The following is a 15653-nucleotide window of genomic DNA, read 5'->3' on the forward strand; positions in this document are numbered from 1 at the left end:
CGCCTTGCATCCCAGAGACGACAACGACGCCACGCTGCAGTCCAAGGTCCTGGCCGAACAGCTGGCGCTGGTCTACTACATCGTCGGCACCACGCTCAAGGGGCGGCTGATCTTCATTGGCGTGATCGGCGCCTTCATGCACTACACGCTGCACAGCCCCTGGGTGCTGCCGCTGGTGCTGGGGCACGTCGTGCTGTACCTGTGGCTGCTGAGCTGGCGGCGCTGGCAACGCAGCGAACCGCTGGCGCGTGGCCCGTACTGGGCGCGCCACGCGACCCGGGCGGCGGTCCTGCTCGGCCTGGCCGACGCCCTGGTGCCCTGGGTCTTCGTGCCCGTGGGCAACCTGCCGGTCACTTGCGTGCTTGCCGCCGTGATGATGGGCAACTGCGCGCGTGCGGTGCAGTCGCTGCGCCCCTTGCGCGGCGCCACCCTGGCCCATGTGCTACCGCCCATGCTGAGCCTGATTGCGGCGCTGTTGTGGAAAGGCGGCTTGCTGGATGTGCTGCTGGCCTGCTTCATCGCCATCTACGTCTTCATGACCTTGCGCGTGGGCGCGCAGGAGCATCGGCAGTTGCTGGAAGCGCTGGCGCTGCGCTTCGAGAACGAGGCGCTGGCCAGGCGCCTGGCCGAGCAGGTCGCGGCCACCGAACAGGCCAGTGCGGAGAAAACCCGCTTCCTGGCCGCCGCCAGCCATGACCTGCGCCAGCCGCTGCATGCCATCGCGCTGTTCGGCAGCGCGCTCGAGCACGAGCTGGAAGGCGGCGCCCAAGCCGAGCCGGCCCAGGGACTGATGCGCGCCGTGCGCGCGCTGGGCCAATCGCTGGATTCGCTGCTGGACATTGCGCGCCTGGACGCCGGCTCGGTCAAGCCGCACTGGCAGCCGGTGTCGGTCGATGCCCTGCTCATGACCCTGCAACACACCTTTGCGCCGCGCGCGCAGGCATCCGGCCTGCAGCTGCGGCTGCGCGCCAGCGGCCTGTGGGTGCGCAGCGATCCGCAGCTGCTGCAGCGCCTTGTGTCAAACCTGCTGGACAACGCACTCAAGTACACGCACCAGGGCGGCGTGCTGGTGACGGCGCGCCTGCGCGGCAAGCGCGTGTGCATCGAGGTGCGCGACAGCGGCATCGGCATCGCGCCCGAGCTGCGCTCGCGCGTGTTCGAAGAGTTCTACCAGGCGAACAACCCGGGGCGCGATCGCTCGCGCGGCCTGGGCATCGGCTTGTCGATCGTGCGGCGGCTGGCGCGCGAGCTGTCGCACGAACTGCAGCTGGATTCCTGGCCCGGGCTCGGCACGCGCGTGCGCGTTCATGCGCCGCGGACGCCGGCTCCAACGTCTGTGCCGGCGCCGGCGCCGACGCCAGCGCCCGCATCGCCGAGCGCGCCCGCGCTGCCGCGGCGCGTGCTGCTGCTCGACGACGAGGCCGACATCCGCCTGGCCATGCTGGCTTGGATGCGGCAGGCCGGCATCGACGCCACCGCGGCCGCCAACGAGGACGAAGCGCAACGCGCGCTGGCCCAGGGCCTGCGCGAGGAGCGGCCCTACGAGCTCCTGATCAGCGACCTGCGGCTGGCCGACGGCGAGGACGGCTTGGACGCGAGCCAGCGCCTGCGCGCGCAGTACACGGGGCTGGCGCTGCTCCTGATCACCGGCGAGATCGGCCCGGCGCTTCTCGCGCCGGTGCGCGCGTGCGGCATCCCGCTGCTGTTCAAGCCGGTGTCCAGCGACAGCCTGTATCAGGCGCTGCGGCTCGACAAGAACGATTGAGCACGCGCGTCGGGCGCACTTTGTGACGCCTGCACGTTCATGACTTTCGGCACTGGGAACCAGCCGGAGGCGTCCCTAGTCTTCGCCCCTTTCCAACCGGTCCGTTCACCACAAGGGGAGATGTTCAATGGACAAGCGCTTTCTCGTCACCATCCTGGCCGCCGCCAGCCTCGTTGCCTGCGGAGGCGGCAGCGACAACAACTCCGGTGCCAACCCTGCACCGGCACCGGCACCCGCTCCGGCGCCCGCCCCGGCACCAGCACCTGCTCCGGCCCCCGCGCCGGCATCGACCTTCCTGTTCGAAGGGCTGACACCGCCCACCAGCGGCAGCGATTTCCTGGTGCAGCTCAACGCCCAGGGCGCGCGGGGCTTCCGCTTCCAGGGCGGCCTTGCCTTCACGCAGAGCGCCACCACCGCAGAGGTCGCCACCCTCTACGTCAAGGACGGCGAGGGCAGCTACAGCTATGAACTCAAGCCGGCGCCCACCGACGCCGCCAACTTCCTGGCCGAGCTCGATGCGCAGGGCGCACGCGGCTTTCGCCTGAGCTCGATCTATGCGGTGCTGCCCACGCCGACCACGTTCGAGAACTATGCCGTCTACGTCAAGTACAGCAGCCACTCGAGCACCTTCGTGCACCACCTGCTGCAAGGAAAGGTGACCAGCGCCGACGACCTGGCCCTGCTCAACGCCGAGGGTGCGGCGGGCTATCGCGGGCGCAGCTACCTGTACCGCATCGCCAACGTCGACTATCACATCTTCACCAAGGACACCGGCAGCGCAGCCACCTGGCGCTACGAGTTCAAGGCGCAGCCGACCAGCGACAGCGGCTTCATCAGCGAGCTCGACGCCCAGGGCGCGCGCGGCTTCTTCTTCCACAACGAATACCTCTACAACGACGCGCGGGTGGCCATCTACGAGAAGAACGAGGCCTCGCCCATCACCTTCGACTACGACAATCTGGCGCCGCAGGCCACGCTCAGCGACTGGCTGCGCAATGCCAACAACCTGGGCGCCGGCGGCACCGCGGCGCTGGGCGACTACATCCTGCCCAGCAATACGCAGCGCCAGCTGACGGTCAAGCCGGCCAACTGCCCGGCGGGCGACTGCCGGGTCGGCGGCTTCCTGATCGATTGAGAGCGATCGAGAGGCGCCGCTAGGAGCAGGCTCCTAGGGCACCAGCCGATAGCCGACCGCCGTCTCCGTCAGCAGATGGCGCGGCTGCGCCGAGTCGGCTTCCAGCTTCTGGCGCAGATGGCCCATGTAGATGCGCAGGTAGTGGCTCTGGCCCGACTGCGAGGGGCCCCACACCTCGCGCAGCAGCTGGCGCTGGGTGAGCACCCGGCCGGCGTTGTTGACCAGCACCGACAGCAGCCGGTACTCGGTGGGCGTCAGGTGCACCTCGGCCCCCGCGCGGCGCACGATGCGGGCGGCGCGGTCGACCTCGATCTCGCCGAAACGAAAGGGCGCGGCCGCGTCCTCGCTGCCGGCCGCCGCGCGCGGCCGGCGCAGGTTGGCGCGCACCCGGGCCAGCAGCTCGCCGGTGCCGAAAGGCTTGGTGAGGTAGTCGTCGGCGCCGGCATCCAGCGCGTCGATCTTGTCGGCCTCGTCGGACCGCGCCGACAGCACGATGATCGGCACCGCCGACCAGCCGCGCACGTCGCGGATCAGGCTCAGGCCGTCGCCGTCGGGCAGGCCCAGGTCCAGCACGATCAGGTCCGGCTGGCGCGTGCCGGCGGCGGCCAGGCCCTCGCGCAAGCTGGCGGCCTCGTGCACCTGCCAGCCTTCGTCCTCCAGCGCGCCGCGCACGAAGCGGCGGATCTGCGGTTCGTCCTCGATCACGACGGCGGTGGCTTGGGAACTACTCATGATTCGATGGTTTCGGGCGGCGGGCGCCGCGGCAAGGTCACGGTGAATTCTGCCCCGCCGCCGTTGTCGTCACCGGCATTCGCCGCCTCGATCTCGCCGCCGTGCGCGCCCACCACCGCCTTGCAGATGGCCAGCCCCAGCCCGACGCCCGGCGTGGCCGACTCGGCCTGGCCGCGCGTGAACTTGTCGAACAGGGTGTGCTCCCTGCCTTTGAGCCGGGCCGGCAGGCCGGGCCCATGGTCGCGCACCGCCAGCAGCAGCGCGCTGCCGGTGACGCGCGCCGAGATGACGATGGGCGGCGCGCCGTACTTGCTGGCGTTCTCCAGCAGGTTGACCAGCACCCGCTCGATCAGCACCGCGTCGAATTCCACCAGCGGCAGATCGGGCGGCAACCGGGTCTGCACGGCGAGCCCGCCCAGCGCCGTGCGCGCGGAGCGGATGGCGGCGCCCACCGTTTCTTCCACCGACTGCCATTCGCGCCGCAGCTTGACGGCGCCGCCGGCCACGCCGCTTTCCAGCCGCGCCATGTCCAGGAGGTTGCCCACCAGCGCATTGAGTTCGTGCGCCTGCGCCACGATGGCGCGCGCCGCCTGCGCCTCGCGGCCTTCGGGCAGGTCGCGCAGCGATTCGGCCAGCGCGATCAGCGCCGTGAGCGGCGTGCGCACGTCGTGCGAGATGGCGCCCAGCAAGGCATTGCGCAGGCGCTCCGATTCGATCTCCACCACCGCGCGCTGCGCCACGTCGACGTAGTGCACCCGCTCCAGCGCAATGGCGATCTGGCGCGCCTGCGTTTCGAGCTGCTGCATCTGCTCGGGAATGAGCAGCCAGCGCGCACGGGCCGGCTGCAGCGCCAGCACGCCGCGCACCCGCATCGGCGCCTTCAGCGGCACGTAGTGCCAGCTTTGCGCCGACAAGGTGGCGGTGGCCAGGCCGGCCGGCTGGCCATGGCGAAAGGCCCAGTCGGCCACGCTGGCGTCGAAGCCCGCCGGCGGGCTCGCCGGCATGACCAGCCGGTCGCCCTCATCGGTGGCCAGCACCACCGCCGGCCCGCCGAAGTGGCGCTGCACGGCACTGGCGCCAATGGCCACCACCTGCTCGGTCTGCAGCGCCGCCGAGAGCTCGCGCGTCAGCTCGAACAGCGATTGCGCGCGCCGCTCGCGGCTGGCCGAGACGCCGGCGGCGAAGCGCAGGCCGGCGGTGAGCTGGCCGATCAAAAGGCCCACCGCGCTCATCACGGCAAAGGTCAGCAGGTACTGCCAGTCGCTCACGCTGAATGACAGGCGCGGGTCGACGAAGAAGAAGTCGAAGGCCGCCACATTGAGCATGGCGGCGAAGGCGGCCGGCCCGCGCCCGAAGCGCAGCGCCACGCCCACCACGCCCAGCAGGTAGAGCATGACGATGTTGGCGCCTTCCAGCACATGGGCCAGCGGCAATGCCAGCAAGGTCAGCAGCACGCTGGCCGCCACCGCCAGGGCATAGCCCGGCCAATGCGCACGCGGGCGGTCGGCATCGGCCTCGTCGGTGCTGCCCAGCGGCGCGCGCGGCAGGCGGCGCGAGCTGCCGGCCGTGCCGGTGGTGACGATGTCCAGGGTGGGCGACAGCCGCGCCAGCTGGCTCGCGATGCCCGGCGCAAAGGTCCATCCGCGGTGCCAGGCCTGGCGCTCGCCGGGCCGCCCCAGCACCACGGTGGCGCAATTGAGGCGCTGCGCCTCGCCGGCCAGCGACTGCGCCACGTTGTCGCCGGTCAGCACCGCGGTGCCGGCGCCCAGTTCCTCGGCCAGCGCCAGCACCGCCAGGATGCGGTCGCGCTGGGCGGCCGGCAGGCGCTGCAGCGGCGGCGTCTCCACGTAGGCCGCATGCCAGTTCACGTTGAGCTGCCCGGCCAGGCGCGCCGCGGTGCGCACCGCCTGCGCCGCATCTTCTTCATGCGGCCCTACGCAGGCCAGGATCTCGCCCGAGGTGTTCCAGGCCGCCAGCGGTCCGGCCGCGGCGGCGCCCCGGCTGCTGGACTGCTCCACCCGCCAGCCGCGCACGTCGTCTTCCACGTGCTCGGCGGTGCGGCGCAAGGCGATCTCGCGCAGCGCGATCAGGTTGCCCTTGCGAAAGAAGTTCTGCACCGCGCGCTCGGCCTGCTGCGGAACATAGACCTTGCCGGCCGCCAGGCGGGCCGTCAGCTCGTCGGGCGTGGCATCGACCAGCACCACCTCCTGCGCCTCATCCAGCACCGCGTCGGGCACGGTCTCCTGCACCCGCACGCCGGTGATCGCACCGACGGTCCCGTTGAGGCTTTCCAGGTGCTGCACGTTGAGCGCGGACCAGACCTCGATGCCGGCGGCCTGCAGCTCCTCGATGTCCTGCCAGCGCTTGGCGTGGCGCGAGCCTTCCACGTTGGAATGCGCCAGCTCGTCCACCAGGATCACCGCCGGCTTGCGCGCCAGCGCGGCGTCCAGGTCGAACTCGTCAAGCACCCGGCCGCGGTAGGCCATGGCGCGCCGCGGCAGTTGCTCGAGCCCGGCCAAAAGGGCCGCGGTGTCGGCGCGGCCGTGGGTCTCGACCACGCCGATCACCACATCGCGGCCGGCCTGTCGCTCGCGCTGCGCGGCGCTCAGCATGGCCCAGGTCTTGCCCACGCCGGCACTGGCGCCGAAATAGATGCGCAGCTTGCCGCGCCGCGCCCGCTCTTCCTGCGCGCGCATCTGCGCGATCAGTTCGTCGGGATTCGGGCGGGCGAGTTCGTGCATGGGCAACTGGCCAAGATTAGTGCATCGGCGCGCCGTTCAAAGCCAGGTTCAGTTCCAGCACGTTCACGCGGGCCTCGCCCAGGAAGCCCAGCATGGGCGCTTCCGTGTGGCTTTGCACCAGCGTTTCCAGCGCTTCGGGCGCCACGCCGCGGGCCTTGGCCACGCGCGCGATCTGCCAGCGTGCCGCCGCCGGCGAGATGTGTGGATCGAGTCCGCTGGCCGAGGTGGTGACCAGGTCGACCGGCACCTCGGCGCGCTGCTGCGGATCGGCCTCGCGCAGGGCCTGGATGCGCTCTTTCACCGCATCCGCGAGGGCCGGATTCAGCGGCCCCTGGTTGGCGCCGCCGGAGGCCACGGCGTTGTAGGGCTGGTCGGCGGTGGCCGAGGGACGTCCCCAGAAATTTTTCGGGTCGGCAAAGGCCTGGCCGATCAGCGCGGAGCCGATCGCCTTGCCGTCGGTGCCCTGGATCAGGCTGCCGTTGGCCTGCTTCGGAAAGGCCGCCTGCGCGACCCCGGTGACGGCCAGCGGATACAGCAAGCCGGTGACAACGCTCAGCGCCATGAACAGCACCAGCGCGGGACGAAGAATGTTCTTCATGGGAAGTCCTCAAACAAGACCGGCCGCGGTCAGCAGCCAGTCGATGATCTTGATGCCGACGAAAGGCACCACCAGGCCGCCCAGTCCATAGATGGCCAGATTGCGGCGCAGCAGCGCGGCGGCGCCCACGGGCCGGTAGCGCACACCCTTGAGCGCCAGCGGGATGAGGGCAATGATGATCAACGCGTTGAAGATCACCGCCGACAGGATGGCCGACGAAGGGCTGGCCAGCTGAATCACGTTGAGTGCCGACAGCTGCGGATAGGTCGCGGCGAAGATCGCCGGAATGATGGCGAAGTACTTCGCCACGTCGTTGGCAATGGAGAAGGTGGTGAGAGAGCCGCGCGTCATCAGCAAGGCCTTGCCGGTCTCCACCACTTCCAGGAGCTTGGTCGGGTTCGAATCGAGGTCGACCATGTTGCCGGCCTCCTTGGCTGCCTGCGTGCCGCTGCCCATGGCCACCGCCACGTCGGCCTGGGCCAGCGCGGGGGCGTCGTTGGTGCCGTCGCCGGTCATGGCGACCAGGCGGCCGTCGGCCTGGTACTTGCGGATCAGGGCCAGCTTGTCTTCGGGCGTGGCTTCGGCCAGGAAGTCGTCCACGCCGGCCTCGGCCGCGATGGCGGCTGCCGTGAGCTGGTTGTCGCCGGTGATCATCACCGTCTTGATGCCCATGCGGCGCAGGTGCGCAAAGCGCTCGCTGATGCCGGACTTGACGATGTCCTTGAGCTCGACGATGCCCATCACCCGTGCGCCCTGAGCCACCGCCAGCGGCGTGCTGCCGCGGCGTGCGATGTCGTCGGCGGCGCGCAGCACTTCGGCCGGCATCACGCCACGCAGCTGCTCCACGTGCTTGCGCACCGCGTCGACCGCGCCCTTGCGCAGCAGCACCGGGCCGGCTTCCTGCGTGTCCGGACCAGACGGCAGGTCGACGCCGCTCATGCGCGTTTGCGCAGTGAACGGGTGGAACTGCATGTTGGCCACCGGCGACGTGTCGGAGCCGCCCAGGCGAGCCAGCTCGACGATGCTGCGGCCTTCCGGCGTTTCATCGGGCAGCGAAGCCAGCAGTGCCGCGCGCACCAGTCGGCCCTGCGACACGCCCGGCGCCGGGAACCAGGCGCTGGCCTGGCGGTTGCCGTGGGTGATGGTGCCGGTCTTGTCCAGGAGCAGCACATCGATGTCGCCGGCGGCTTCCACCGCGCGGCCCGAGGTGGCGATGACGTTGGCCTGCATCATCCGGCTCATGCCGGCCACGCCCACGGCCGACAGCAGGCCGCCGATGGTGGTCGGGATCAGGCACACCAGCAGCGCCACCAGCGCGGTGAGCGACACCACCGTGCCGGCACCGGCCGCCTCGACGCTGAAGATCGAGAAAGGCAGCAGGGTCACGGTGACGATCAGGAACACGATGGTGAGCGCCACCAGCAGAATGTTCAGCGCAATCTCGTTGGGCGTCTTCTGGCGCTTGGCGTTCTCGACCATGCCGATCATGCGGTCCAGGAACGATTCGCCCGGATTCACCGCGATGCGCACCACCAGCCAGTCGGACAGCACGCGGGTGCCGCCCGTCACGGCCGAGAAGTCGCCGCCGGATTCGCGCACCACAGGTGCCGATTCGCCGGTGATGGCGCTTTCGTCGACCGAGGCCACGCCTTCGATCACTTCGCCGTCCAGCGGGATGAAATCGCCGGCTTCCACCAGCACCACATCGCCCTTGCGCAGCTCGAGCGAACGCACTGGCGTGAAGGCCGCGCCGTGCACCGGCTCATGCAGCTTCTTGGCCCAGCTGTCCTTGCGCATGCTGCGCAGGCTGGCCGCCTGCGCCTTGCTGCGGCCTTCGGCCAGCGCCTCGGCAAAGTTGGCGAACAGCACGGTGAACCACAGCCACAGGGCCACGGCGCCGACAAAGGCGCTGGGCATGGCGCTGTCGCCGGGGTAGCGCAGCGAATGCGCCCACAGCGCCGTGGTCATGATCGAGCCGATGTAGACCACGAACATCACCGGGTTGCGCCACTGGACGCTCGGGCTCAGCTTGGCAACGCTGGCCCACAGGGCCGGCTTCACGAGCGCCGGGTCGAGCAGGGAAATTGTTGTCTTGGCATGTTTGCTCATGGCTCGGCTCACTTCCAAAGCATCAGGTGTTCGACGACCGGGCCCAGGGCCAGGGCCGGAACGTAGTTGAGCAGGCCCACCAGCAGCACGGTGCCGATCAGCAGGGTGACGAACAGCGGGCCGTGCGTGGGCATGGTGCCGCCGGTGACAGGCAGGCGCTTCTTGGCCGCCAGCGCGCCGGCAATGGCCAGCACGGGCAGGATCACGCCGAAGCGGCCGAACCACATCGCCACGGCCAGCAGCGCGTTGTAGAAGGGCGTGTTGGCCGACAGGCCGGCGAAGGCGCTGCCGTTGTTGTTGCCGGCCGAGGTGAGGACATAGAGGATTTCGGAGAATCCATGCGCGCCCGGGTTGGCGATGCCGGCCTTGCCTTGCGCCGCGATCACCGCGATGGCAGTGCCCACCAACACCAGGATCGGCGTGACCAGGATGGCGATCGACATGAGCTTCATCTCATGCGTCTCGATCTTCTTGCCCAGGTATTCAGGCGTGCGGCCGATCATGAGGCCCGAGATGAACACCGCCAGGATGGCGAAGATCAGCATGCCGTACAGGCCCGCGCCGACGCCGCCGAACACCACCTCGCCCAGCTGCATCAGCACCATTGGCACCATGCCGCCCAGGGGCGTGAAGGCGTCGTGCATCGCGATCACCGCACCGCAGGAGGCGGCAGTGGTGACGGCGGCAAACAGGGCCGAGGCATCGATGCCGAAGCGCACTTCCTTGCCTTCCATGTTGCCGCCCGACTGCAAGGCATTGGCAACTTGGTCGACGCCCAGCGTGTTCAGCAAAGGATTGCCGGCATGCTCGGCGGAGATCACCGCAACCACTGCGAGCACGAACATCACCGTCATCGCCGCCAGGATGGCCCAGCCCTGGCGCAGGTCGCCGACCACGCGGCCGAAGGCAAAGCACAGGGCGGCCGGGATCAGGAAGATCGCCAGCATCTGCACCAGGTTGCTGATGGCCGTCGGGTTCTCGAAGGGATGCGCCGAGTTGGCGTTGAAGAAGCCGCCGCCGTTGGTGCCCAGCATCTTGATGGCCTCTTGCGAAGCCACCGGGCCCATGGCGATGGACTGCTTGCCGGCCTCCAGCGTGCCGACGTCGAGATTGGGCGCGAAGTTCTGTATCGCGCCCTGGCTCACGAAGAAAATCGCGATGACGAAGGAAATCGGCAGCAGCAGCCAGACGGTGATGCGCGTCACGTCGACCCAGAAGTTGCCGATGTGGCCGCGCTCCTTGCCCAGTGCGCCTCCGCGCGCCGCGAAACCACGCGCCAGTGCAAAGGCCACCGCGATGCCGGTGGCGGCCGACAGGAAGTTCTGCACCGACAGGCCCAGCATCTGGGTCAGATGGCTCATGGTGGCCTCGCCCGCATAGCCTTGCCAGTTGGTGTTGGTGACGAAGCTGACGGCCGTGTTGAACGACGAGTCCGGCGACACGGCGCTCATGCCGGCCGCGTTGAAGGGCAGCGCACCCTGCAGGCGCTGCAGGCCATAGACGAACAGCACGCCCACCGCATTGAAAGCCACCAGCGCCAGCGCATAGCTGCGCCAGTGCATCGACTCCCCGGCGCGCACGCCGGCGAGCTTGTAGAGCGGCGCCTCGACACGCTGCATCCAGGCCGCCACGCGCCCCTCGCACAGTGCCGCCAAGGCCTTGCCCAGCGGCCAGGCCATGAGGCCCAGCAGCGTCAGGAAGACCGCCAGAAGAATCCACGCAGAAGTCGTCATGTCAAAACTCCTCGGCGCAGATCAGGGCGAAGACCAGGTAGGCCAGCAGCAGCACGGCGATCAGGCCGCCCAATCCATACAAGACTTCCATTCCGATCACGCGCGTTCTCCCTTCGGGCGCACGAGCCGGGCCAGTGCGTGGACCCCCACGATCAGCGCCACCCAGAACAGGGCCAGGGCGGCAATCCATACGATGTCCATTTCTTTGCTCCTCAAAGCGAAACTCGATGCGCCGGAGTCTTCTCTTGCGCGCGTAAAAACAGGGCAGATACCCAGGGTGCGGGCATAAAGAAAGCGTAAAAATCCGACACCCACGAGGAGATCCCCCCGCATGAAATGGAAATGGCTGCGCGCCCTGCTGTTGGGCGCCCTGCTGCTGGTGTTGCTGCTGGCCGGCGGGCTGTGGGCGCTGGTGCAGGGCGTCGACCGCGGCGCCGTGATGGCGCGCGCGGTGCAGGAGGTGAAGGCCGCCACCGGCCGCGATTTCGCGGTCGACGGCGCGGTGCGCCTGAAGCTCTTTCCGCGCCTGGCCCTTGTGGCCGAGGGCGTGCGGCTTGGCAATGCGCCTTGGGGTTCGCGCCCGGACATGGCGCGCATCGCGCAGTTGCGCTTCGACCTGGCGCTGGCACCGCTCCTGGAGCGGCGGGTGGAGATCGGCCGCGTCGAGGTGAGCGGCGCCGATCTGCTGCTCGAGACCAACGCCGACGGCCAGGGCAACTGGAACTTCCAGCGCAGCACCCCGGCCGCCGAAGCGGCGGGCACGCCGCGCACCGTCAGCAGCCCGGTGCGCGTGACGCTGGCCGATCTCACGGCCCAGGACAGCCAGCTGACCTGGCGCAGCGGCCGCAGCGGCCACAGCGAAACGCTGGACATCGACGCCCTGCAACTGACCCGGCACCCCGACCCGGCGCGCTCGCCCGATGCCTGGCAGCTCGAACTGGACGCCGCCTGGCGCGCGCAGAAGCTGCACGCCAAAGGCGGCGTCGGCGTGCAGCGCGACGAGCGCAGCGGCAAGCGGAGCATCCCGCTGGACCTGGATCTGCGCATGGAAGGCGCCAGCGCCAGCGTCGATGGCGAGCTGGGCCTGGACGAGGCGGCCGGCCAGGCCCAACTACGGGTGCAGGCCGAGGTGCAGCACACCAAGGCCTTGCAGCAGATGCTGGGCGTAGCCCTGCCCCTGCCGGTGCCGGCCAAGCTGCGCGGCGACCTGGCCTGGCGTCCGCGCGAACTGCAGATCGACAACTTCGCGCTGGAAAGCCAGGGCCAGGCCATCGCCGGGCGCATCGCCTGGGACCGCGCCGCCACGCCGCAGGGCCTGCAACTGGCACTGCGCGCCGAGGGTCTGGACCTGGCACGGCTCTACCCGCCGCAGCGCACCCCCGGCGGGGCGGCCGCCAAGGCCGAAGGACGCGTGTTCTCCGACACGCCCTTCCCCATCGTCAAGTTGCCCCAGCTGGCGATCCAGGCCGAGTTGCGCGCCGAACGACTGGTACTACCGGGCGGGCTGGAGCTGACCACGGTGCAGGCCCGCGGCAGCAGCCGGCCCGACCGCATCGAGCTGTCGCAGCTGGCCTTTGGCCTGGCGCGCGGCAGCTTCAAGGTATCGGGCCAATGGCAACAGCCGCTGCACCCGGAAATGGCGCAGGCGCCGCCGCGCGTCAGCCTGCAGCTCAAGGCGCGCGGCGTGGCCATGGACGCGCTCCTGGCACTGACGCGGCGCGAAGCCGTGATCTCCGGCGGGCGCACCGAGGTGGATGCGCGCCTGTCCGGCGCCGGCCATTCGCCGCATCGGCTGGCGGCCTCGCTCAATGGCGAAGTGCGGCTGCGCATGGGCGAGGCCTCGTCGGCCGGCCATCGCGCCAGCGGCCCTGGCGATCTGGTCGAGGCCCTGCTGCATGCCCTGACGCCGCTGCGCCGCCCGGACGACAGGATCCGGGTGCTGTGCGCCGCCGCCCGGCTGCCGGTTGCGGCCGGGCGCATCGACGTCGACCGCTCCATCGCGGTGGAGGGCGAGCGGGTGAACATCGTGATGTCCGGCAACATCGATCTGGGCGCAGAGCGCATCGAGCTGGGCATGCGGCCCACGGTGAAGAAAGGCACCGGGCTCGACCCCAGCGCCTTTGCCGGCGTGGTGAAGATCGCCGGCCCGCTGGCGGCGCCGCAGGTGCAGATGAATCTGGCCGGCACCGCGCGCGAAGCGGTCAACATCGGCGCCGCCGTGGCCACCGGCGGCGCCACCCTGATCGGCGAGCGGCTGCTGGGCCAGGTGACCGACGCCCATCCCTGCGATTCGGCCTACGCCGGCAGCGCCAAGACCTCGGCGCCGCAAAGCGCATCGGCGAAGAAGGGCAGGAGCTTCACGCCGCTGCGCAACCTGTTCGAACGCTGAGAAGACCTTCTGATCCCGCGTTGTGTCAGCACCACAAATGCGAACAATTCTTAATTAAAACTTTACAATCCAGCCCGCCGCTCCAGGGCGGCCGTCATTCGTGGCGCCAAAAGGAGGACTGCTCGCCGGTCTTCGACAAAAGGCACCACAGCCCAACCCAGAACCAGCTTCAAGGCAGGGCATGCCGCCGATCCGCGCTTTTTTCTGCGCGGTCGCCGTCGGCATGCGCGGCCGCGTCGGTGTGTGCACTCGTCTCTTCTTCGTCACACCAAACGCATCCAATGAAGCCTTCCACGCCGACGCCGCGCCCCCGTTTCCACCTTTCGCTGCTGACCAGCGCCGTGCTGGCGTCCCTGTCCTGCAGCGCCCTGGCGCAAACGCCCGCGGCCAGCGCGGGCCTGCGCGAAGTGACCGTCAGCGCCGATGAAGACAAGGGCTACGCCCCGGCCGCCGCCCGCAGCGCCACCAAGAGCAGCGCGCCGCTGCGCGACATTCCGCAGAGCGTGAACGTGGTGACCGAGCAGCTGATCGAGGACCAGAACGCCACCTCGATGGAAGCGGCGCTGCGCAACGTGCCGGGCGTGAGCATGAGCCACGGCGACGGCCAGCGCGACCAGGTGCTGATCCGCGGCTTCAGCGCCATTTCGGACATGTTCGTGGACGGCGTGCGCGACGACGCGCTGTACTTCCGCGACCTGTCGGACGTCGAGCGGGTGGAAGTGCTCAAGGGCCCGGCCGCGGTGCTCTACGGCCGCGGCTCCTCGGGCGGCATCATCAACCGCGTGACCAAGAAGCCGATCTTCGGCAGCCCCTTTGGCGGCGAGGTCTCGCTCGGCGTGGGCAGCAACGGCTACACGCGCGCCACCGCCGACCTCAACACGCCCATCGGCGAAGCCATGGCCTTTCGCCTGAACGTGGCGGGCGAGGATTCCGACAGCTACCGCGACCAGCAGTTCACGCAGCGCTACAACGTTGCGCCCTCGCTGGCGATCAAGTTCAGCCCGCAAACGGATCTGCTGCTGCAATACACCAACCTGCGCGACGAGCGCCTGACCGACTTCGGCGTACCGGCGCTCAACGGCCGTCCGGTCGACGTGCCGCGCGGCACCTATTACGGCTCGGCCAACGCCAAGCGCGACGACACCGTCACCAGCAAGGTGCAAAGCTTCACCGCCACCTTGAACCACCGCTTCAGCGACACGCTGGAAGTGCGCAACACCACCCGCTTTTCCGACTACAAGCTGGACCGCAACAACACCCTGCCCAGCGGCACCACCGACCCGGTGGCGCTCACCGTGGGCCGCACCCGCGGCTTCGTCGACCGGGATGAAGACGGCTGGTTCAACCAGACCGACTTCACCTGGCGCAACGAGCTCGGCGGCTTCAAGCAGGAATGGCTGATGGGCGCCGAGCTGGGCGTGCAGCGCAAGCGCGCCTACACCGTGTCGTCCAACGTCGGCTACCAGCGCGTGAACATCTTCAACCCGGTGGTCGACCCGCTGCCGATTCCGGCCGCCGCCTTCGCCGCCGACAGCGCCATCCCGAGCGACAGCGAGTTCCAGACCGCGGCCGTGTACTTCCAGGACCAGATCACGCTGTCGCCGCAATGGAAGGCGCTGGTCGGCCTGCGCTATGACGACTACCGGCAGGAGACGAGCTTCGAGCGCAAGCTGGACACGCTCCAGCGCACCGATCGCGAATTCAGCCCGCGTGCCGGCCTGGTGTGGCAGCCGACGCCGGCGCAGTCCTACTACGTCTCGTGGAGCCGCTCCTTCCAGCCCTCGGGCGAGAACTTCGCGCTGTCCACCAGCACGGTGGACGCCGACCCCGAGGTCACCGTCAACCGCGAGATCGGCGCCAAGTTCGAGCTGCTGGACGGCCAGCTCAACTTCACCACGGCTCTGTTCAACCTGGAGCGCTCGGGCATGAAGAACACCGACCCGAACAATCCACGCCGCCAGATCAACGTGGGCACGCAGCGCACCAACGGCCTGGAGCTGGCCCTGAACGGCCGCCTGCCGGGCCGCTGGGACCTGAGCGCCGGCTACGCTTTCCTGGACGCCGAGATGACGAAATCGATCGCCACCGTGAGCCAGCAGCAGCTGCCCATCGGCGCGCCGATCCCGGTGCAGGGCCAGACCGCGCCGCTGACGCCGCGCAACTCGGCCTTCGTCTGGGCCATGAAGGAGCTGGGCCACGGCTTCAGTGCCGGCGGCGGCCTCAACTACGTGGGCGAACGCTACGCCTCGCTGACCAATCGCGTGACCCTGCCCGCCTACATGACGGCGGACCTGGCGGCCAACTACAAGGCCGAGCGCTACGAGGTCCAGCTCAACCTGAAGAACATCACCGACAAGGACTACTACATCTCGGGCCACGGCTCGGTGGACAACCTGGTCCTGCCGGGCCCCGGCCGCGAGGTGCAACTGACCTTGCGCGCGAAGTTCTGAG

General features: G+C 69.4%; 10 protein-coding genes. 4 read left to right on the top strand and 6 right to left on the bottom strand.

Annotation, left to right across the window (positions count from 1 at the left end; translation table 11 throughout):
- Positions 1-4: 4 nt before the first annotated feature.
- Both ACIPRI_RS17005 and ACIPRI_RS17010 read left to right on the top strand, forming a co-directional pair.
- The gene (locus tag ACIPRI_RS17005; RefSeq protein WP_446622645.1) at positions 5-1765 is read left to right on the top strand and encodes an ATP-binding response regulator; all 1761 of its coding nucleotides are present in this window, start codon (positions 5-7) and stop codon (positions 1763-1765) included.
- A 127-nt stretch (positions 1766-1892) separates the two neighbouring features.
- Positions 1893-2900, top strand: a complete 1008-nt coding sequence (locus ACIPRI_RS17010) for a hypothetical protein (RefSeq protein WP_446622646.1) — start codon at positions 1893-1895, stop codon at positions 2898-2900.
- 33 nt (positions 2901-2933) lie between these two features.
- Here ACIPRI_RS17010 and kdpE read toward each other — a convergent pair whose 3' ends face one another.
- The 6 genes from kdpE to kdpF are packed head-to-tail and all read right to left on the bottom strand — an operon-like array spanning position 2934 to position 10913.
- Positions 2934-3632, bottom strand: a complete 699-nt coding sequence (gene kdpE / locus ACIPRI_RS17015) for a two-component system response regulator KdpE (RefSeq protein ID WP_446622647.1) — start codon at positions 3630-3632, stop codon at positions 2934-2936.
- Positions 3629-6373 carry a DUF4118 domain-containing protein gene (locus ACIPRI_RS17020; RefSeq protein ID WP_446622648.1) on the bottom strand — a complete coding sequence of 915 codons (2745 nt, stop codon included), beginning with the start codon at positions 6371-6373 and terminating at the stop codon, positions 3629-3631. Before ACIPRI_RS17020 ends, kdpE begins: the two co-directional genes overlap by 4 nt.
- A 16-nt stretch (positions 6374-6389) precedes the next feature.
- Positions 6390-6971: a potassium-transporting ATPase subunit KdpC gene (gene kdpC / locus ACIPRI_RS17025; protein ID WP_446622649.1), complete on the bottom strand. Its 582-nt coding sequence runs from the start codon at positions 6969-6971 to the stop codon at positions 6390-6392.
- Positions 6972-6980: 9 nt separating this feature from the next.
- A complete protein-coding gene (kdpB, locus tag ACIPRI_RS17030) occupies positions 6981-9080 on the bottom strand; it encodes a potassium-transporting ATPase subunit KdpB (RefSeq protein ID WP_446622650.1) in 2100 nt (699 codons plus the stop codon).
- 8 nt (positions 9081-9088) lie between these two features.
- The gene (gene kdpA, locus ACIPRI_RS17035) at positions 9089-10813 is read right to left on the bottom strand and encodes a potassium-transporting ATPase subunit KdpA (RefSeq protein WP_446622651.1); all 1725 of its coding nucleotides are present in this window, start codon (positions 10811-10813) and stop codon (positions 9089-9091) included.
- 1 nt (position 10814) lies between these two features.
- Positions 10815-10913: a K(+)-transporting ATPase subunit F gene (gene kdpF, locus ACIPRI_RS17040; protein WP_068642048.1), complete on the bottom strand. Its 99-nt coding sequence runs from the start codon at positions 10911-10913 to the stop codon at positions 10815-10817.
- 231 nt (positions 10914-11144) lie between these two features.
- Between kdpF and ACIPRI_RS17045 the strand changes: the two genes are divergently transcribed.
- Positions 11145-13202: an AsmA family protein gene (locus tag ACIPRI_RS17045; RefSeq protein WP_446622652.1), complete on the top strand. Its 2058-nt coding sequence runs from the start codon at positions 11145-11147 to the stop codon at positions 13200-13202.
- A gap of 281 nt (positions 13203-13483) precedes the next feature.
- Positions 13484-15652 carry a TonB-dependent receptor gene (locus ACIPRI_RS17050; RefSeq protein ID WP_446622653.1) on the top strand — a complete coding sequence of 723 codons (2169 nt, stop codon included), beginning with the start codon at positions 13484-13486 and terminating at the stop codon, positions 15650-15652.
- Position 15653: the final 1 nt, after the last annotated feature.

It is taken from the genome of Variovorax sp. LARHSF232, from assembly GCF_052871435.1.